The sequence below is a fragment of the Desulfosudis oleivorans Hxd3 genome (genome assembly GCF_000018405.1).
GTDB lineage: Bacteria > Desulfobacterota > Desulfobacteria > Desulfobacterales > Desulfosudaceae > Desulfosudis > Desulfosudis oleivorans.
Genome location: NC_009943.1, coordinates 3,247,819 through 3,267,548, shown reverse-complemented (window position 1 = coordinate 3,267,548; position 19,730 = coordinate 3,247,819). Strand labels below are relative to the sequence as shown.

Below are 19,730 nucleotides of genomic sequence, written 5' to 3'. Positions count from 1 at the left end.
TTCTTTCCAACAACATCGTAATCATTAACGAGAAGGAACCCAAAATCATTTGTACAGACTGTTGGGATTAAGGAGGCATTTATGTGGAATGAACCTAACGAAGACATGTTACAGCGGATACCGAAATTATATGAAACAGAGCATGTACCGTTAACGGATAAGTTGATCTACATGCATTTCTTTATCGGAGGATGTGACTGGTTTGTAGCGGAGTACGACGGCAATGATATTTTCTTTGGCTACGCTATTTTAAACAACGACTATTACAATGCGGAATGGGGGTATTTTTCTTTATCTGAGCTCAAATCCATAAAAATACAGGGTTGGGCGGAAATCGACAGAGATACCTTTTGGGAAGTAAAGAAGGCTTCCGAAGTAGACAAAATCAAAATCCATTAGGAGGTATACCATGAAGAACCTACTTATTGTTAACAACGTCAAGACTGAATTGGGGCTTGATGAGTTGGAATGCATTGCCGACATGCTAAATGATAGCTCTCGACATAGCGAAGTTTTCTATGAACTCTCGAAGCTGGAATCCGTGGAGATAAAAGAATCAATAGCATCCAAGCATACCATTACCAAGGAGATCGTTTATTCCTTAATAAACTCCCAATCTATTGACGTTTTAAGGGTATTGGTTGGCAACAGGCATGCTATCCCGTTTTTCAACAGAAAGTGCGTTAGGACACTGATTGAGACGCATGACAGCGAAATATATGCATCCATGGCGCAAAACCTCAACGACTACGCTCAGGTCTGTAATGTCGAGTGTTTGTGTGAAGACCTGATAGTTAATGATGTTCAGGTAAAAATGGTTCTTGCGGATAACCCAGACACCCCTGTTTTTTATTTAACTGAGTTAGCCAGTGACGCAGATGTATCAGTAGCGGAAACCGCTAAAAACACCCTCCAAAGCTTTGTAAACAATATGGAGGCTTAATATGAACGTAAACTATGGTTTTGAGCTTGATTTGGCAGAAGGCCTTGTTTTCGGTCACGACATAAATATTGAATTCACCTGCCGTCAAGCTGACCTCCGAAACCAAGCAAATAAAGCTGGTTTGCACATGCTACCGGAAATACTGAACCTAATTGAAACGCTATGAAACCATACAGGCAAGGGGATTTAGACGGATTATGCGGTATCTATAGTATCGTAAACTCTGTCAGATATATTAAAAAGTTAAACACTGAAGAGTCGGAAGAGTTGTTTTATAAGTGTTTGCGCCTAGCCGAAAAGAAAAGAAAGCTCTCAACCATTGTAAAAGAAGGCTCTTCTTTACCCGTACTGATAAACATCTTTAACGAGATTGTTGATATCCAGTACGGCATTAAAAGCACAAGGCCTTTTCACAAAAGAAAGGATGTATCTTTAGGTTGTTACTGGGATTATGTCGTTACTTTCTTGGAAGTCCCAGGAAGAGCTGTGTTGGCAGGCATAGACTGCGAAAACGCTGAAGGACACTGGAGTGTTGTGGTGAAAGCAACTCCCAAGACTTTTTACTTGATGGACTCTTATTATGAAAAACTATGGCATAGAAGGAAGATGTCTACGAAAAGAATATCTATAAACAGGCCATACTTGGTAGCACCTACACATTCTTTCTTTTTAGGGTAAATCATTTCATTTAGGGAGGTTTATTTTGAAAAATCAAAACCATAAAGTCGAAAAGTTTCAAGAAATATTAACCGAGGCAAAGAAAATAACGCCTGAAATAGAGGAAGAAACCGTTGTTAAAATCATTAATCATTTTGACCCTGACTTTTTTGATAAGAACGATCCTTTTTCATCATTACGTTTTGCCAATATTGATAGATCATGTGTTTTAGGTGGATGCAACCTTACCCTAGGGAAGGATCAATATGAGGGGTTTCGAGACGAACAAAAATATGACGAAGTGCTTTGGGCGGCAGTAGATGAATGCTATCGTTTTAGAGCAAGAACAGTTGATAAAATCCTATCTTTTATTTTACCGGAACTAGCTGAAAGGATCTTTGAAGTCAGGCCATGCACAAGGAAGTTGAAATTCATTGGGGATGGTCAAGAACATCCGTATTTTGAGGTCGGGAAAATATACGAATCCAAAGATTTTACTGGAGCGACCTATTCTTTTGCGGATTATCAAAATGGAGAAAGGAGAATCGGTTTCTGCTATTTTGAATGGTGTTGATTCCCATATTATTCCAGAAAAAACACCTGAGAAAGCAATAATCGTATCTATGGTACAGGCGGTTGTTATCTACGAAAAGGATCACGAGAAATAGGCCATACCTGGCACCCCCTCTCCGTATTTATTCTTAAGGTAAATTCTTGTTCTTAACTAAATACATTTTTAGATACCTTAAAATCCTTTAGAACTAAGAGAATGACAGTAGTGACGGTTATGACGATAAAAAATAGTAAGTTTTTTTAATTTATATATATTTTAAAAATAATAATAAAATAAAAAAAGTACCATCAATAATCGTCACTACTGTCACTATCGTCATTTAATCTCTAATGTTATTAATCTGTTCTCAGATGTCCTCTTCTTATTAAATTTTATATTAAAATGGTTAAGGGCGGCGGGAAAAGCTCCTATCTCTTGTTGAATTTTGTTGGGTTTAGGGATAACTGCGCTTTTTTCAGGGAAAGCTTTCTTTAACTGATTAACCAAATCTGTTGCATTGCCTTCCCACCGCTTATCTTTACATTTCTCAAGGAAGTTTTTTATACAATAAACAATGGGATTTTCAAGATATGTCTTTGATAAATTCTTATTGAGATGGGTGTTATAGTCAGTTAAAAATTTTTTACCTTTCCATGGTAAGGCTTCTTCGGCAGCACATACCCAACTCGCAAAATCACTCATGCGTGGCAAAGGGACATCAATCTTGATGTTTTCATTTTTTAATGCTGAAGAGACCGCTTTTAAGAGAGAGCCTAAGATCAATGGTTGCGCTTCCTGAAATTCCTGATTCAACCGTTTTTTTGTTAAGCGTTTAGCGTCATCAATAAAAGGCAGTTCAATTATCAGTGACCTATCGACTAAATCATCAGCTTTAATAAAATTATTTATTCCATTCATGATTATTGGACGATTGGCTTGAAAAACATACTCTTCATCATCCGTGTACTGCTTTCTTTTTGAAAGACCGCCTCCCGTACTGACACGACAAAGAGCATCAGACATTGGTTGGGATAAAACAGAAAGATTGTCAAAAGACACCAGCCAGTTGTTTTTGCAATATATCATCAAGGTCTCTTCATTCCCAGATAATGCTCTTGTGGTCGCTTTTGCTGGGTCAATCAAAAATTTTAAAAATTCAGTCAAGGTGCTTTTTGATGAGCCTTTGGGGCCGGTTAGTATTAATGCCACATATGGCCCCTGAGGGTTCAGAGCACCAACAAGCCAGGCCAGTATGAGTCTACATGTATGCTTATGCTGTTTGCCAGCAGGAAGAAAATGCTTCAATTTTGCAAAGCCTTTACCTTCCACAGGTACGGGGAGGGGAAGCATTCCTTGAGGGCGGTAAAAGTGGACTGGCGTTTCTTGACAAATTGTCCAGCCTTCAGATGTTATTTTGACAACTTGCTTTTTTTCATCTGCCAGGTCCAAATAAATGGTGTTATCAACCCTAGCTATCCTTATAGAGACTTCACCTTTTTTATTCTGATCAACAGCATTGGCTTCCAGATGATCAATGATCAGATCAATGTCTTGGCGGGAGATAAGGGCATCACTGCTTTTTCGGATTGAAGATCGGCAGTGGCGTTTAAAGTTATCAGATCTGGTATCTAATACCTGCTCGCCTCCTTCACCGTTAATAATTGCGTAGAAGAAACCACTATTGGTATCCTGCAATATCTCGTTTTTCTCAAAAAAGGTCTCAATAAATTTATTGAATTGAGCAGTTTTGGCGTTTTTGTTTTTATTATCTGAAGTCGATGCATTGGGGGGATAAGATGAAATACTCTCTGCAATCTTTTTAACCTCGTCATCTTCTAGGGCAGGGGTACACCTATTTTTATTGGCTTTACGAAGGACTCCATGGATCTCATCCAACTCACGTCCTTCCCCTCGCAGGCTACCGGCAATTTCTGCTAGCGTGTCGTTTCTTTTACCTTCAGGTATTTTTTTTAACGAGTGGACAAGATCACAATACTTTTCCCCTTTTTCAATAAGGTCAGTCAACCATTCAGGCATACCGGCTATCTCTATACTGTCAGGGCTATGTCTCCATTTATATTTTTTGTTTTTTATATGGTCAGAGGGAGGAGCTACCACGTATCCTCCTTCGCCCCGGATATCAATATTGCCCAGTAGACCAGTTTTACATGGGATACGGGTGTGCGGTGGTTTAAAAAATAGCTGGTATCCTCCCCCACCGGTTTTTTGGTTGACCGTTTTGGGTAGATTGCCATATGTTTTTTCAAGCTTTTTCATGTTATCGGGGCCATCAGGCAGATCGATATCTATCGCTATAAAACTCTCCTTCCCCGTCCTGATACCGATGTTCGCATCTGGCCATCTCGACCACCATTTTTTTAATTGTTGTTGGCTGCTGGAGGCGTTTTTAAACCCTTCAGTCAGATCCTCGGCATCATACATAGGATGTTTACCAGGTGTTGTGCATGTAGGCTTGTCACAAGAGCATTTCCCGTCTTTAATGGTGTGCAGGGGGAAAATAGGCCATCCTTTTTTATAATATTGTTTCACGGCTTGCCATTTATCGTTGTGTTTCATAATGTTATCTCCTTTTTATTCGTTTGCATGGGCTTATCAAGCCTCATCGTTTATGTGTCTTATAAAATAGTTAATCCGTTTCTGGAGTTCCTGCATCCGATTGAGATCTAATTCCGTATAAAGACCTTCCTTCTTGATAATGCCTGAATGTTTTATTAAAAGGTCTATTGCGGCACTGGCTTGCTTGACAATGGTGGCCTTGTTATCTGTCTTCCCTTTCTCCTGAACGGTATCGGTTTTTTTCTTTTTCCCGGTTCCACCTTTTTGTTTTTTGCGATTTATAAGGCGGTCGATCTTGTTCCGAAACTGTTTTTGCTGGTCTGGTGTGGCCGTTCGTGTTGGAATTTTTAATTTATTCTTCTGTAAAATTGAAACAACGTCTTTATCCTTTTCCTTTGCCATGAGGTCTAACAGCCGTGTCGTACCAAGGCAGCAGAGTTGCGGATGGTTTTTTATATCGACATATGTTGCTATTTGCATGTAACGCTGGATGGTACGGAAGGACATTTCAGGCAGTTGTTCTTGAATATACTCTTCGAAATCATCTAAGCCCGTTTCCTTCGTGATTTGCTGGATCGTGTTGGCCACCGAACCTTGTTCATGCCGAAGTTCAACTAGGTTACCTTCTACCGGTATCACCCTTGCCTCTATGTCCTTAATTTCCTGGACGTAATACTCTCGTTTTTTGTGTTGCTTTGTCATCCTGATCCTCCTTATTTAAGTTGCGGTTTTGGAATGATTCCTTCACACATTCTTGAACTGTAATCAGGATACAGGACCTGATGGTATTGTCAAACGATTCAAGTGGTTAGTTTCGACGTTCTGGAGTTAAAGATAAAATTCAAAATGGATTTTTGATTTCAAATCTTTTATTGTCATTTTTCCAGAAAGTCGGCATTATGTGGGTGGCTAAAATTAGGCAGAGGCTTCAGCCGGTGATAAGTTTTTCCGAGTACAGATGATAGAGATAGAAAAACAAATGGACGTTTATCCGACTATACTTGGCAGAGATTTACCGGGAGGTGTCGTGAAATGAAGTTGAGTGAAAAACTGAGTGAAAGATGAAAATTAATACTGGCATTTTAAAATTTTTTATCATAAATTTTTATAAATACTCTTGTTGTAATTACCTGAAAATTTAACAAGATCTTTAAATTATAGGCTTTTATATGTTTTGAAGTGCTTTCTCTCACGCCGGTAACGGGGGTTCGATTCCCCCTGGGATCACCACAGACAATTGAATTTCCTTCCAGGGAGCTCTTCGGCCGGCAAAAATATTGTTGACAAGGCCTACGTGACCAATTCCAGTCATTTCAGAAAGGTTGTTGTGCATGTGACGGCCATGGGCCTGCTTTTTATCATGGCCCTGACGATCCGTCTTGCCTTTCTGCAGGCCAATCACAGCAATGTTTTTATGCAGCGTGACGCTGGCGAATATCTCAACTATGCACGCAACCTGGCTTATTTTAATGTTTTTTCAAAAGCCCCGCCCGGCATCGCCGCTGCCGCGCCTGATGCCTTCCGGTCCCCGGGATATCCATTGCTGCTGTCCCTGGTGCTGCGAATTTCCGGCGAACAACGGTTTTTAGAAAACGCGCTAACGGTCCAGCAGGTGGCCGGGGCTCTGCTAACGCCCCTTACCTACGCGCTCGGCGTTTTTTTTCTCCATCCCGCGGCGGCGGTGACGGCCGGCCTATTGACCGCCTTCAGCCCCCATCTGATTTCCGTGGGTGGATGTATGCTGAGTGAGACCCTGTTCGCTTTCTGCCTGCTGGCCGGACTGTGCGCCTTTCAGTGGGCCATCCGTGGAACCGTTCGTGTTTTACCAGTATCCGCGCTGTTGTTCGGCTGTGCCTACCTGGTTAATGAAACGGTCCTGTTCCTGCCCTTTATCATCGCGGCGGCCATTCGGTGGCGTTTAAATCGCTATGAAGATTCTGATTATCGCCGTGCTATGAAACGGGGTCTGCGAATTTTTGTGCTGGTGTTCGCGATTTTTCCATGCGTCTGGATGTTCCGGTCCCACGTCCTGCTGCCGCCCGTTGCGGCACGGGGGACGGATAGGGCCATTGCTACACTGAGCCACGGCGCCTATCCCGGCTTTATTTACAAAACACGCTTCTTCATGCCCTTTCCCTACCGGGAAGATCCGCAGCAGCCGGCGTTCGGATCTTCCATGGAAAATTTTACCCGCATTCTCTGGCAACGGGCAAAGGCGGAGCCGTGGCGCTATGTTTCCTGGTATTTTTTCGAAAAACCCCTGTACCTGTGGCGGTGGAGCATCATTCAGGGAAAGGGGGACGCTTATATCTATCCGGTAAACCGCCGGCTGGAAGAGATATCCCCGCTGCTGGGTGTGATGGCGACAACCATGCGGTTGCTGCATCCCTGGCTGATGGTTACCGCGGCACTGGCCCTGCCGCTGCTCCTTTTTAAAAGGAGAACAGAGACCTACTTTCCCCAGGTTCGGCAAACCCTTTCGCCGCAACTGGTTTTGATTACGTTGCTTTATTTTACGCTGCTTTACATGGTGTTTGCGCCGTGGCCCCGCTATTCAATTCCCCTCCGTCCCCAGTTCTATCTGTGCGCTACCTGGTCTCTGGCGATTCTGATGTCCATGATTCAGGGACTATTCAGTAAGCACAGGGCCGAATCTTCCATTTCCGAGTCCGGGCCTTTCAACGGTTGATTCGGCCGGCACATGTTGAAAAATGTCATGACATATTCGGACCAGCGCCGATTATACCTCTTGAAAGCGTCGCTTGCGGCCCACCCATTTCTCACATTCCACCACCGTGAAGATCATCAGTCCGGCGCCTATCACCATGGCCCACTCGGTCAGCCCCATGGGCGCGCTCTGGAAAACGGTGTTGAGCGCGGGCAGGTAGGTGTAAAGCATCTGCAGCAGGGTCATCACCGCCACCCCGGCCCAGAGCAGGGGATTGCTGAAAAGACCAAGGGACCACACCGGGCGGGTCATGGAGCGGCAGTTGAACAGGTAAAACATTTCACCGAACACAAAGACATTAACCGCCAGGGTTCGGGCCAGGGCCTCGTCATTGCCGGCCAGCGCCAGTTCGATTTTAAACAGGCCAAAGGCGCAGATCACCAGTAGCAGGCTGACCATCAGAATGCGCAGGATCAGGGGCCGTGTAAGAATGGGCATGCCCGGGTCCCGGGGCGGACGGGCCATGATGCCCGCCTCCTTGGGCTCAAAGGCCAGCATCAGCCCCAGCAGCAGGGCGGTGGTCATGTTGATCCAGAGAATCTGAAGGGGCAGAATGGGCAGGCGGGTGCCCAGGAGAATGGCGAGCAGGATGATCATGCCCTCGCCGCCATTGGTGGGCAGGGTCCAGGTGATGAACTTGATCAGGTTGTCAAACACGCCCCGGCCCTCTTCCACCGCGGCCTTGATGGTGGCAAAGTTGTCGTCGGTGAGTACCATGTCGGCCGCCTCCTTGGAAACCTCGGTGCCGGTCATGCCCATGGCCACGCCGATGTCGGCCTGGCGCAGGGCCGGGGCATCATTGACCCCGTCCCCGGTCATGGCCACCACGTAGTCCCTTTGCTGAAGGGCCTCCACCAGCCGCAGTTTCTGCTCCGGCGATACCCGGGCAAACACGGCGGTGCTGTCCGCGGTCTCCACCAGTTGTTGGGCCTCAAGCGCGGCAATCTCCTTTCCGGTGAGGACCTCGCGGGTGTGGTAGAAGCAGGTGTCGCCGCACAGGCCGATCTGCCGGGCAATGGCCCCGGCCGTGCCGGCATGGTCCCCGGTGATCATCTTGACCCGGATACCCGCTGCCTGGCAGGCAGCCACCGCCTCTATCGCCTCGGGACGGGGCGGATCGATCATGCCCTGAAGGCCGATAAACACAATGCCCTCCTCCACGTCCGCGTGGGTGATTGTGGTGGTGCCCGCCGGCATCTCCTTGCGGGCAAAGGCCAGAACCCGCAGCCCCTTTTCGGCCATGGATTCCACCCATCCGGAAATGGCCCCCGGCCCGGCAATATCCGGTTCGCCGTCCGGGCCTAAAATAGTGGCGCACTCCACGCAGACGCTTTCAATCGATCCCTTGACATAAAGTACCGGCGGTTTGCCTTCTCCCCGGTCGTGCAGGGTGGCCATGTACTGGCGGGCCGACTCAAAGGGAATGGTGTCAAGCCGGGGCATCTCTTTTTCCAGTTGACGGGGATCAAAACCGGCCTTGGCCGCAGCCGCGATCAGGGCACCTTCCGTGGGGTCTCCCTCCACCCGCCAGCCGGTGTCGGTTTTTTTCAGGCGCGAATCGTTGCACAGCAGCCCTGCCTTTAAAAGCTCGGAAAGGGCGATGTTGGATGCCGGATCAGTCCCGTCCTTAACAGACGAAATAACGCCCTCCGGATCATACCCGCCGCCCGATACCTCGTAGCGGGGCCCTCCAGCCACGATATCCAGTACCGTCATCTGGTTCTGGGTCAGGGTACCGGTCTTGTCCGAACAGATCACCATGGTGGAGCCCAGGGTTTCCACGGCCGGCAGTTTGCGGATAATGGCGTTGCGTTTGGCCATACGGGAAACACCGATGGCCAGGGTGATGGTGATGGCCGCCGGCAGACCCTCGGGAATGGCGCCCACGGCCAGGGCCACAGACGCCATAAACATCTCCACCAGGTCCTGGCCCCGGACAAACCCCACCACAAAGGTCAGGGCCGCCATGGCCAGGATGGCATAGAGGAGAATATTGGAAAAGTGGTGAATCTTTTTTGTCAGAGGGGTTTCCAGCACATCGGCCGATGCAATGAGCTGGTTGATACGGCCGATCTCGGTGCCATCCCCGGTGGCCACCACCACACCCTGACCGGTGCCGTAGGTGACCAGGGTGGAGGAGTAGGCCATGTTGCGCCGGTCTCCGATGCTCATTTCGGGATCCAGTTTGCCTTCCGCTTTCTGAACCGGAACGCTTTCACCGGTCAGCGCGCTTTCATCGACCTGCAGTTCCCGGATTTTTATCAGTCTCATGTCGGCCGGCACTTTGTCCCCGGATTGCAGCAGCACCAGGTCCCCGGGTACCAGCAGGCGGGAGGGGAGACGCTGTTTTTCACCGTCCCGGATCACCGTGGCCTCGCTGATCATGGCGTCGGCCAGGGCTTCGATGGCCTTCATGGCCTTGGACTCCTGTACAAAACCGATGACGGCATTGACCAGCACCACGGCAAAAATGACCGCCGAGTCCACATATTCGGCCAGCAGCAGGGTGATCAGGGCCGCGGCCATAAGGATGATTACCAGGGGCTGCTTGAACTGCAGCAGAAACCGGATAAGGGCTCCCTGGCCCTTTGCCCGGGTCAGCTCATTGAGGCCGAACCGGGTTGCCCGCTCATCGGCCGCTGTTCGGGAAAGGCCGTTGGTTTCATGGGACTCAAGGACGGAAACCGCCTCCCGCGCATCTATCGCGTGCCATGTTTTTTCAGGAAGACTGCGCATGGTCCTCTCCTTTACTGCCTGTTGTCTAGTTTCCATCCATAAATGGCCTTTTCCCGCAATCTCCGCGTCAAACTGCGGGCTTCCTTGTGCGGCGTACAACAGTACGCCTCCGCGTCAGTCCTTGTTTTCCTTGATCTTGCGAAAAAATTCTCATTTCTGGATTGGAAACCTTTGTCGTGTCCTCATAATCAATGGATGGACACTGTCTATAAAAAAGCCGGCGTCCTGAATGCCGGCTTGAAATACGAAAGGACACCTCTGAAAATTTATATCACACCGTCCGCTTCAGCACCTCACGGATCTTGGCGGCCAGGTTCTGCAGAGAAAAGGGCTTCTGTATGAAATCGATGCCTTCTTCCAGCACACCCTGGTGAACAATGACATTGGCGGTGTAGCCGGACATGAAAATCAGCCGGATCTCGGGGCAGATCTCCTGAATCTGGTCTGCCAGATATTTACCGTTCATTTCCGGCATCACCACATCGGTGATCATCAGGTCAATGGCCGTGCCGTGCGTATCCACCATTTCCAGTGCTTCCTGGGGAGTGGCTGCCGCCATGACCGAGTATCCCAGCCGTTGCACCATAATGGTTCCCATTTCCAAAAGCACCGGATCATCCTCCACGATCAGGATGGTCTCCTTGCGGCCGGTGGTGAACGGTTCTTCCGCTGATTCCGGCCGGTCCGGCTCCTCCTCCTCCTCGGCCCTGTGCCGCGGGAAATAGACTCGAAAGGTGGACCCGTTACCAGGTTCACTGTATACGCTGATAAACCCATTGTTCTGTTTGACGATGCCGTACACCGTGGCCAGGCCCAGGCCGGTTCCCTTGCCCTGTTTTTTGGTGGTGAAAAAGGGGTCAAACACATGGTCCATGGTCTGGCGGTCCATGCCGACCCCGTTGTCACTCACCGCCAGCATCACATACTCACCCGGTGTAAATTCGGCATGGGTATCGCAATAGTCCTGGTCAAAAAAGAGCGTGTCGGTTTCAAGTGTGATGTTGCCCACATCCACAATGGCGTCCCTGGCATTAATGCAGAGGTTTGTCACCACCTGGTTTAACTGGGAGGGGTCCAGCCGGACGGTACAGTGCCCGGGTCCGGGTTGCCACGCCAGTTCGATGTTTTCCCCCATGAGCCGGGAAAGAATTTTAAGCAGGCCCTCCACCGACGCGTTGAGGTCCAGCACAGTAGGCACAATGGTCTGTTTGCGGGCAAAGGCCAGAAGCTGGCCGGTGAGATCGGCGGAGTGGCGGGCCGCCTGAAGTATGTTTTCCAGGTACTTGTATTGCGGGCTGTCGCTGTCTGTTGCCTCGATGGCCAGTTCTGCAAACCCGATGATGGCGCCCAGCATGTTGTTAAAATCATGGGCCACGCCTCCGGCCAGAACTCCCACCGCCTCCAGCTTCTGGGCCTGAAGCAGCTGCTCCTGGAGTTTTTCCCGCTCCGCCTCCGCTTTTTTTCGGGCCGTGATGTCAAAAAAACTGATCAGCAGGCTTTCTTCGATGCGGTTGGCGCCGATGATCATGGTCCGTTCGATGCCGTTTTTGCAGGTCACCCGGATTTCACCCATGGTGACCGGTGTGGCGCTTTTCGCGGCCCGATCAATCGTGTCCTGCCAGCCCGCCATCAGCCGCTTCCGGTAATCGGGATCGGGATAGGCCAGGCGCCACCAGTGATCCATGGTAGGGGCATCGTCCATGGTGTAGCCCACCACCTCGGTGAGACGGTCATTGACATCCAGTATCTCGCCATTCAGGGAAATGGCGGCCAGGGGAACCGGCGCCATTTTGAAAAGCGATCGAAAGCGGGCTTCACTTTGCTTTAAAGCCTCCTCGGCCTGCCGTTTTTCCGTCACATCCACTGTCATGGTAAGGATCTGTTTTTTGTCCTCGATCTCCAGTATTACCGACGAGTACAGAAGGTGTCCGAGGCTTCCGTCCTTTCGTGTCACCGTGGCCTCACGGTTTTTTATCGACCCGGTGGTCCACAGGGTGTTGATGATATCGATAGCTTCCTCTTCAGGAAGGGAAGAAAAATCCCAGATATTGGCGGTAGACAGCGCCGTCCGGTCAAGGCCCCGGCGTTGGAGAAACTCATTGTTGGCCGACAGCAGTTGCCCGGTTTCAGAATCGCTGATCACAATGGCGTAGGGCGCGTTTTCGAAAACAGCCCGGAATCGGGCCTCGCTTGCAGCCAGCCGCTCCTGGTTCTCTTTGATGCTCTGGATGTTGACATCCAGGCCGATGATACGGGAGACGGCCCCGTTTTCATCCCACTCAACGGCCCGGCCGTTGCAGAGCACCCAGCACCAGGTACCGTCGGCCCTGCGCAGCCGGAATTCGGCCTCAAACTGTCCATGTCCGCCGGAAGCAATGTGCCCCTGAAAGGCTTTGTCTGCTGCCGGAAGATCGTCGGGATGAATAAAGGTCCTGATAAATTCCTCCTCGGGGAATTCTCTGGCCGCGTCCGGATAACCCAGCATGGCACACCACTGCCGGCTTAAATGGGTTTTTTGCTGAATCGGGTAGGAGTCCCACACACCGGCCTGAAGGGCTTCAGTGGCCAGACGCAGCCGGTCGGCCTGCTCAATGATTTTCTGCTGGGCCTGTTCCAGGTTGGCGACCTTTTCCCTGAGCCGGCGGCGCAGCGCATAGGTGATAACAATCAGCCCCGCAATCAGCAAGACACCGAACCCGGCGATCACCCAGATCAGGCGCCATGTTTCCGGGCTCAGCCAGTTGGACACCTCCAGGGATATCCATTTTCGGTGGGCGGCCTGCATCTCGTTTGCGGGGATCGCATCAATGGCCTTCTGAATGGCGCTGAACAGCAGCGGATACCGGCGGCTGACGCCGATGCTCCAGGCAAAAGCGTAGTCCGTGGCGCCGGCCACGGACAGGTTGGAGATGCCCTCCCTGTCGATGTAGTAGGCGGCCACCGCCAGGTTTTCCAGAAATGCGTCCACGTGGCCCAGGGAGACGGTGTGAAGCCCTTCGACCACATTGGACACCGGCACCACGTTAAACCCCACCCGCAGGGAATGCCTCGAAGCGTAGCTTTCTGTGGCATACCCGGACACAACGGCCACCCGCTTGCCCAGCAGATCGTTTATGGTCATGTCATGGGAAGCGCCCCGGCGGGTGATGATCACCACAGGCACCGTGGCATAGGGCTGGGTGAAAAAGGCGTACGCTTCTCTTTCAGGAGTGGCCACGATGGTGGGCGCAATGGCGCACTCCCCGGAGGCCAGGGCTGTCAGGTGCCGGTTCCAGTCTTCGCAGGGCTGCCTGATAAAGGCAACATCCAGCAGGTCTTCCACAAGGGCGATCACGTCCGCGCCCATGCCGGTAAAAACGCCGGTGTCGGAAGCAAATTCAATGGGAGGGAATTCGGTGTTAAACCAGAGGGCCAGCTTATCCGGGTTTTCATCAAGCCATATCCGTTCTTCCGGAGTCAACTCCAGGGCACCGTGTTTGTCGCCGCCGGCAAGGGTAAAGGGTACGGACAACAGGGAAATAGAGAGCAGCAGAAACGCTGCCAGGTACAGCTGTTTTGAAAGTCGCAATCCGTGGTTCATGAATGCCTCTCTGCCGGTCCGGATATCCAATACACCATCGTTTAGCGGGTTGAGGATTATATGGCTGAAGTCTTTATACTATAGACCATTCCCCGGTCCTGTGGCAATGCAAAACAACCTTTTGTTCCGGGATTCGCGATGCCGAAAACCCGGTAAAATCCTTACCTGATGGCCCGCAACCCTTTTAAATCTTTTGATTTGGCTTTGGTTCTGCAATTGACACGTCCGCTCCGGGTGTGCTATAAACACCCCTTGCGTAATGGACAATTCTACTCACACACTTGAAAAAACCGTATCCATTGTCAATGAACTCGGGCTTCACGCCAGGGCTGCGGCCAAACTGGCGGCAGTGGCGGGCCGGGCAAGCGGCGGTGCGTGGCTGATAAGCAATAGGCAGGCGGTGGACGCCACCAGTGTGATTGATATTCTGACCCTGGCCTGTTCCAGGGGTATGACCGTGACACTGAAAGTGGATTCCGCGGCGGACAGTCATATACTTGAAGAGATGGCGGTTCTGGTGAACAACGGGTTTGGAGAATAGACACCCATGACGGACGGCAGGAACGAAATCAAACTGGTGGGTGTGGCCGGTTCACCCGGCATCTGTATCGGCAAGGCCTATCTTATCGATACGGATACGTCCGGTGTGGAGGTGGTGGAGAAGTATTTCATTGACAGCAAAAATATCTCAAAGGAGGTCAACCGGTTCAAGGCCGCGGTCAAAAAAGCCAAGGACGAATTGTCCGCCATTATCAAGGACGTGCCGGAAGACCTGCAGGACCATGTGCATATCCTTGAAACCCACATGGTGATGTTCAAGGACAAGATGCTTTACGGCAAGACCATTGAAACCATTGAGAACGAGCAGGTCAACGCCGAGTGGGCACTGAAAAAAACCGTGGCCGACGTGCGGGAGATGTTCCGGGATATCGCCGACCCCTACATCAAGGGCCGGGTGACCGATATCGCCCAGGTTACCAACCGGATCATGCAGCAGCTGCTGGGCACCACCACGGTGGATATCGGCAAGATCGACAAGCGGGTGATCCTGGTGGCCCATGACCTCTCCCCGGCCGACACCAGCCAGATTCAGCTTGACAAGATCAAGGGGTTTGTCACCGACCGGGGGGGGCGCACCTCCCACACCGCCATTATCGCCAAAACGCTTGATATCCCTTCGGTGCTGGGTATGGAAAATGCCACCAAGATGATCCGCAACGACGATATCATCATCGTGGACGGTGAAAGTGGTATCGTCATCGTCAACCCCACCGATGAATCGATCATCAAGTACCAGAACCGGGAGCAGGAGTACGAGGCCTACAAGATTGATGTGGCCAAAAGCAGTCACCTGCCGGTCCAGACCGTGGACGGCGTTTCCGTTAAGGTGCTGGCCAATATTGAGCTGCCCGCGGAAATCGGCCATGCAAAAGAGTATGGCGCCGACGGTATTGGTCTTTTCAGAACCGAATTTCTCTACCTGAGCCGCAAGGAGTTTCCCACTGAAGAGGAGCTCTTTTTAGAATACCGCAAGGTGGTGGAGACCATGGCCCCCAAGCCGGTGACCATTCGGACACTGGACATCAACGGCGACAAGGTGGTGGCCTATGACCAGACCGAGGAAGAGGCCAATCCGGCCCTGGGGCTGCGGGCCATCCGGTTCTGCCTGAAACGGCCCGAGGTGTTTCAGACCCAGCTGCGGGCCATTCTGCGGGCCTCGGCATTCGGCAACGTCAAGGTGATGTTTCCCCTGATCTCCGCCTACGAAGAGATGGTACAGGCAAGGGAGGCGCTGGACACGGCCGCTGATTCACTGAAAAAGGACGGCCTGGCGTACAACGGCGATATCGAGGTGGGGGCCATGATCGAGGTCCCGGCCACGGTGATCATCGCCGACATGCTGGCCGATATCGTGGACTTTTTCAGCATCGGCACCAATGATCTGGTGCAGTATTCCCTGGCCATCGACCGGGGCAACCGCCAGGTGGCCCACCTGTTTCAGACCTTTCACCCGGCGGTGATTCGCATGATCCGGCAGGTGATTGAGGTGGGTAAAAGCAAGGGCGTGGATGTGGTGATGTGCGGCGAGATGGCCGGTTTCCCGATCAACCTGCCGATTCTGCTGGGCCTGGGCCTGGAGCGACTGAGCATGAATCCGCCCGCCATTCCCATTATGAAAAACGCCATCCGGTCCATGAAGGCCGGGGATACCAAGTCTTTTATGGATGAGGTGTTTACGAAAAACACGGCCGCCCAGATCAGTGACCTGGTACACCAGCGGTTTGGCGATCTTTTCCCCTCCCTGCCCGACATCACGCAATAGCAAAGCCATCGGCATGGGCCGATACCATCGGAGTCTCCCTGTGGAAACGGTACGCATAAAAATTGTTACGGAAAACAAAAAGGCCCGTCACGACTTTTTTCTCGAAGACGAGTTTGAGGCCGGCATGGTGCTCACCGGAACCGAGGTGAAATCTCTTCGGGGCGGCCGGGCCAACCTCAAAGATGCCTATGCAAAAATAAAGAACGGCGAGCTTTTTCTCTACCAGATGCACATCAGCGCCTATTCTTTTGCCCACTACGACAACCACGAGCCCGAGCGGCCCCGGAAACTGCTGGTACACAAACGGGAACTGAAAAAACTGATCGGCAAGATCAATGAAAAGGGCTACTCCCTGATTCCGGTCAAGGTCTATTTTAAAGGCGGCAAGGCCAAGGTGGCCGTGGCCCTGGCCAAGGGCAAGCGCAAGTTCGATAAGCGGGAATCCCTCAAGCAGAAAGACGCCAAGCGGGAACTGGACCGGGCCAGAAAGAGTCAGCGGTAACCCCCCCACCCCCACGTCATCGTCGGGCCGTAGCCCCTGGGGCGAAGGCCGGACCGGGTAACCCAGCATAAATTGATTCAAAATACCTCTACCGCCTCTCCGAATCGGGATCGAAAGCCAAGAAACAATAAATCGCATTGATACCGAACCCGATCCCGATAGCGATGCGGATAGGGGCATCTGCATAATAAACAAAAAATCTCTGTTGAAACCGCTGTTTTTGTGCTTATTTTTATTCCAATCCGTATGTTTGACAACCATGCGAAAAAGGAAAAAGGAGCGTAAAAATAATGCGTTTTGATAAACTCACCATAAAAGCACAGGAACTGTTGCAGGCGGCCCAGTCCGATGCCGGCGCCCGGGGTCACCAGCAGATCGAACCCGAGCACCTGCTTTTTGCCATGCTGGAGGAGAATACCGGTATCGTGGCCTCCATGCTGGGTAAACACGGCGCGTCCGTGGACGCCGTCCGCCGGGACACGGCCGAAGCCCTGGAGGCCATGCCAAAGATTTCCGGCGCGGCCGCCGAGGTTTATATCTCCCGGCGGGCAAAGGCGGTCCTGGATGTCGCCTTTGCTCAGGCCGCGTCCATGAAGGACGAGTATGTGAGCGTGGACCACCTCTTTCTCGCCCTGCTGGATGAAAAGGGGGGCAAGGCCGCCTCCATCTTAAAGCAGCACGGTGTCACCAAAGACGCCATGCTAAAGGCCCTGCTCGACATTCGGGGCAATCAGCGGGTAACAGACCAGAACCCGGAAGAAAAATACAAAGCCCTTGAAAAGTACAGCCGGGATCTTACTGAACTGGCCCGGCAGGGCAAGCTGGACCCGGTCATCGGCCGGGACGAGGAGATTCGCCGCATTGTCCAGGTGCTCTCCCGCCGGACCAAGAACAATCCGGTGCTTATCGGCGAGCCGGGCGTGGGTAAAACCGCCATTGTCGAGGGGCTGGCCCAGCGCATCGTGGCCGGAGATGTATCAGAGGGCCTGAAAAACAAGCGCATCGTGGCTCTGGATATGGCTTCCCTGATCGCGGGCGCCAAGTACCGGGGCGAGTTTGAAGATCGGCTCAAGGCCGTGCTCAAGGAAGTGGAGCGGGCCGAGGGCAGCATCATCCTGTTCATTGATGAGCTGCACACCCTGGTGGGCGCCGGTGCCAGCGAAGGGGCCATGGACGCCTCCAACATGCTTAAGCCGGCCCTGGCCCGGGGGTCGCTGCGGTGCGTGGGCGCCACCACCCTGGACGAATACCGCAAGTACATTGAAAAAGACGCGGCCCTGGAGCGGCGGTTTCAGCCGGTGTTTACCGGTGAGCCCGACGTGACCGACACCATCTCCATTTTGCGGGGATTAAAAGAAAAGTACGAGGTGCATCACGGGGTCAAGATAAAGGACGCCGCCCTGGTGGCGGCGGCCACCCTGTCCGACCGCTACATCACCGACCGGTTTCTGCCGGACAAGGCCATCGACCTGGTGGATGAGTGCGCCTCCAAGATGCGTATCGAAATTGACAGCATGCCGGCCGAGATTGACGAGATTCACCGAAAGATCGTTCAGTCCGAAATTGAAAAAGAGGCCCTGAAAAAAGAGTCGGACAAAGAATCCAGGAAACGGCTGGGCGCCCTGGAAGAGGAATTGGCCCGGCTCAAGGAGGACCATGCCGAACTAAAAGCCCACTGGGACCGGGAAAAGGGCATGATCCAGACCATTCGGGGCATTAAAAAGGAGATCGAGGAGCTGGGCGTGGCCCAGCAGCAGGCCGAGCGCCAGGGCGACTTTGCAAAAGCCGCCGAGATTCGATACGGCAAGAGTGTGGAACTCAACAAAAAACTGGAAGCAACCGAAAAAGAGCTGGCCGCGTTTCAGGCCGACAAAAAAATGCTCAAGGAAGAGGTGGACGCCGAAGACATTGCCGAGGTGGTGTCCCGGTGGACCGGCATTCCGGTCAGCAAGATGATGGAGGGCGAACGGGAAAAGCTGGTGCACATGGAAGATCGGCTGGCCCTGCGCGTGGTGGGGCAAAACGAGGCCGTATCCGCTGTGTCCGACGCGGTGCGCCGGTCCCGGTCCGGGCTTCAGGACCCCAACCGGCCCATCGGTTCCTTTATCTTTCTGGGTCCCACCGGCGTGGGCAAGACCGAGCTGGCCAAGGCCCTGGCCGAGTTTCTGTTCGACAGTGAGCAGGTGATCCGGGTCGACATGTCCGAATACATGGAAAAGCACGCCGTGGCCCGTCTCATCGGCGCGCCTCCGGGATACGTGGGGTATGAAGAGGGCGGGTACCTCACCGAAAGCGTGCGGCGAAGGCCCTATTCCGTGGTCCTGTTTGATGAGATCGAAAAGGCCCATCCGGATGTGTTTAACATCCTTTTACAACTGCTCGACGACGGCCGCATGACCGACGGCCACGGCCGGACCGTGGATTTCAAGAACACCATCGTGATCATGACCTCCAACGTCGGCAGCCACTTGATCCAGGAGATGTCCCGGGCCAACGAAGACCCCGACCAGGTCAAAGAGCAGATCACCGACGTGCTGCGCCAGAACTTCAAGCCCGAGTTCTTGAACCGCATCGACGAAATCATCGTGTTCCATAACCTGGACCGGGACCAGATCGCGAAAATTGTGGAAATCCAGGTGCAGCGGCTGGGAAAGCGTACGGCCGAACGGGGCGTTTCCATTGTGCTGTCCGACGCGGCCAAACGGTTTATCGCGGAAAAGGGCTACGACCCGGTGTACGGTGCCCGGCCCTTGAAGCGCATGATTCAGAAGCACATTGAAAACCCGCTGGCCATGGAGATATTAAAAGGCAACATTCCGGAAAACAGCACCATTTCCGTGGATGTGGAAGGCGACGGGATTGTCTTCAGGCAGGCGTAGTTTCTTTTTCAGACATTAAACAAAAAAGGGCCTGGAGTAATTCTCCAGGCCCTTTTGATTTTGTGGCGGGAGTGACGAGGCTCGAACTCGCGACCTCCGGCGTGACAGGCCGGCGCTCTAACCAAACTGAGCTACACCCCCGGAACTGACAGGTTAAACGCCCATGGTGGGCGGAACAGGGCTTGAACCTGTGACCCTCGGCTTGTAAGGCCGATGCTCTCCCAACTGAGCTACCCGCCCTGTCCGTGTTGC

The 19,730-nt window shown here is 52.0% G+C and carries 14 protein-coding genes and 2 tRNA genes; 10 read left to right on the top strand and 6 right to left on the bottom strand.

Annotation, left to right across the window (positions count from 1 at the left end):
* The first annotated feature begins 81 nt into the window (after positions 1-81).
* From DOLE_RS13915 to DOLE_RS13900, 5 genes are read left to right on the top strand one after another with little or no spacing between them, the layout of a single operon-like run.
* Positions 82-399, top strand: coding sequence for a DUF2958 domain-containing protein (locus tag DOLE_RS13915; RefSeq protein WP_041280587.1), 318 nt, complete (start codon positions 82-84; stop codon positions 397-399).
* Between the two features lie 10 nt (positions 400-409).
* Complete coding sequence (locus tag DOLE_RS13910; protein WP_012176121.1) at positions 410-943, top strand: hypothetical protein; 534 nt, start codon at positions 410-412, stop codon at positions 941-943.
* 1 nt (position 944) lies between these two features.
* Complete coding sequence (locus DOLE_RS18275; protein ID WP_153304440.1) at positions 945-1,109, top strand: hypothetical protein; 165 nt, start codon at positions 945-947, stop codon at positions 1,107-1,109.
* Positions 1,106-1,621, top strand: coding sequence for a hypothetical protein (locus DOLE_RS13905; RefSeq protein WP_012176120.1), 516 nt, complete (start codon positions 1,106-1,108; stop codon positions 1,619-1,621). The genes DOLE_RS18275 and DOLE_RS13905 overlap by 4 nt, the downstream gene beginning before the upstream one ends.
* A 25-nt stretch (positions 1,622-1,646) precedes the next feature.
* The gene (locus tag DOLE_RS13900) at positions 1,647-2,174 is read left to right on the top strand and encodes a hypothetical protein (RefSeq protein WP_012176119.1); all 528 of its coding nucleotides are present in this window, start codon (positions 1,647-1,649) and stop codon (positions 2,172-2,174) included.
* 315 nt (positions 2,175-2,489) lie between these two features.
* Here the strand turns inward: DOLE_RS13900 and DOLE_RS17590 are convergent, their stop codons facing one another.
* The gene (locus DOLE_RS17590) at positions 2,490-4,730 is read right to left on the bottom strand and encodes a bifunctional DNA primase/polymerase (RefSeq protein WP_012176118.1); all 2,241 of its coding nucleotides are present in this window, start codon (positions 4,728-4,730) and stop codon (positions 2,490-2,492) included.
* Between the two features lie 36 nt (positions 4,731-4,766).
* Entirely contained in the window at positions 4,767-5,432 is a 666-nt protein-coding gene (locus tag DOLE_RS13890) for a hypothetical protein (protein ID WP_012176117.1), read from the bottom strand.
* Between the two features lie 592 nt (positions 5,433-6,024).
* On the opposite strand from DOLE_RS13890, the gene DOLE_RS13885 reads away from it, so the two are divergent.
* On the top strand, positions 6,025-7,419 hold the full coding sequence (locus DOLE_RS13885; protein ID WP_153304439.1) for an ArnT family glycosyltransferase: 1,395 nt from the start codon (positions 6,025-6,027) through the stop codon (positions 7,417-7,419).
* Positions 7,420-7,470: 51 nt separating this feature from the next.
* Here the strand turns inward: DOLE_RS13885 and DOLE_RS13880 are convergent, their stop codons facing one another.
* Positions 7,471-10,194: a cation-transporting P-type ATPase gene (locus tag DOLE_RS13880; protein WP_012176115.1), complete on the bottom strand. Its 2,724-nt coding sequence runs from the start codon at positions 10,192-10,194 to the stop codon at positions 7,471-7,473.
* Between the two features lie 271 nt (positions 10,195-10,465).
* On the bottom strand, positions 10,466-13,774 hold the full coding sequence (locus DOLE_RS17585) for a PAS domain S-box protein (RefSeq protein ID WP_012176114.1): 3,309 nt from the start codon (positions 13,772-13,774) through the stop codon (positions 10,466-10,468).
* 259 nt (positions 13,775-14,033) lie between these two features.
* On the opposite strand from DOLE_RS17585, the gene DOLE_RS13870 reads away from it, so the two are divergent.
* The 4 genes from DOLE_RS13870 to clpB all read left to right on the top strand — a co-directional run bounded on the left by DOLE_RS13870 (position 14,034) and on the right by clpB (position 19,478).
* A complete protein-coding gene (locus DOLE_RS13870) occupies positions 14,034-14,315 on the top strand; it encodes an HPr family phosphocarrier protein (protein WP_012176113.1) in 282 nt (93 codons plus the stop codon).
* 6 nt (positions 14,316-14,321) lie between these two features.
* Positions 14,322-16,097 carry a phosphoenolpyruvate--protein phosphotransferase gene (ptsP, locus tag DOLE_RS13865; RefSeq protein ID WP_012176112.1) on the top strand — a complete coding sequence of 592 codons (1,776 nt, stop codon included), beginning with the start codon at positions 14,322-14,324 and terminating at the stop codon, positions 16,095-16,097.
* 13 nt (positions 16,098-16,110) lie between these two features.
* The gene (smpB, locus tag DOLE_RS13860; protein ID WP_012176111.1) at positions 16,111-16,599 is read left to right on the top strand and encodes an SsrA-binding protein SmpB; all 489 of its coding nucleotides are present in this window, start codon (positions 16,111-16,113) and stop codon (positions 16,597-16,599) included.
* Between the two features lie 290 nt (positions 16,600-16,889).
* The gene (gene clpB, locus DOLE_RS13855; protein WP_012176110.1) at positions 16,890-19,478 is read left to right on the top strand and encodes an ATP-dependent chaperone ClpB; all 2,589 of its coding nucleotides are present in this window, start codon (positions 16,890-16,892) and stop codon (positions 19,476-19,478) included.
* A 63-nt stretch (positions 19,479-19,541) separates the two neighbouring features.
* On the opposite strand, the gene DOLE_RS13850 is transcribed toward clpB, so the two are convergent.
* Positions 19,542-19,619 (bottom strand) — tRNA-Asp (locus tag DOLE_RS13850).
* A 23-nt stretch (positions 19,620-19,642) separates the two neighbouring features.
* Positions 19,643-19,718, bottom strand: a tRNA-Val gene (locus DOLE_RS13845).
* Positions 19,719-19,730: the final 12 nt, after the last annotated feature.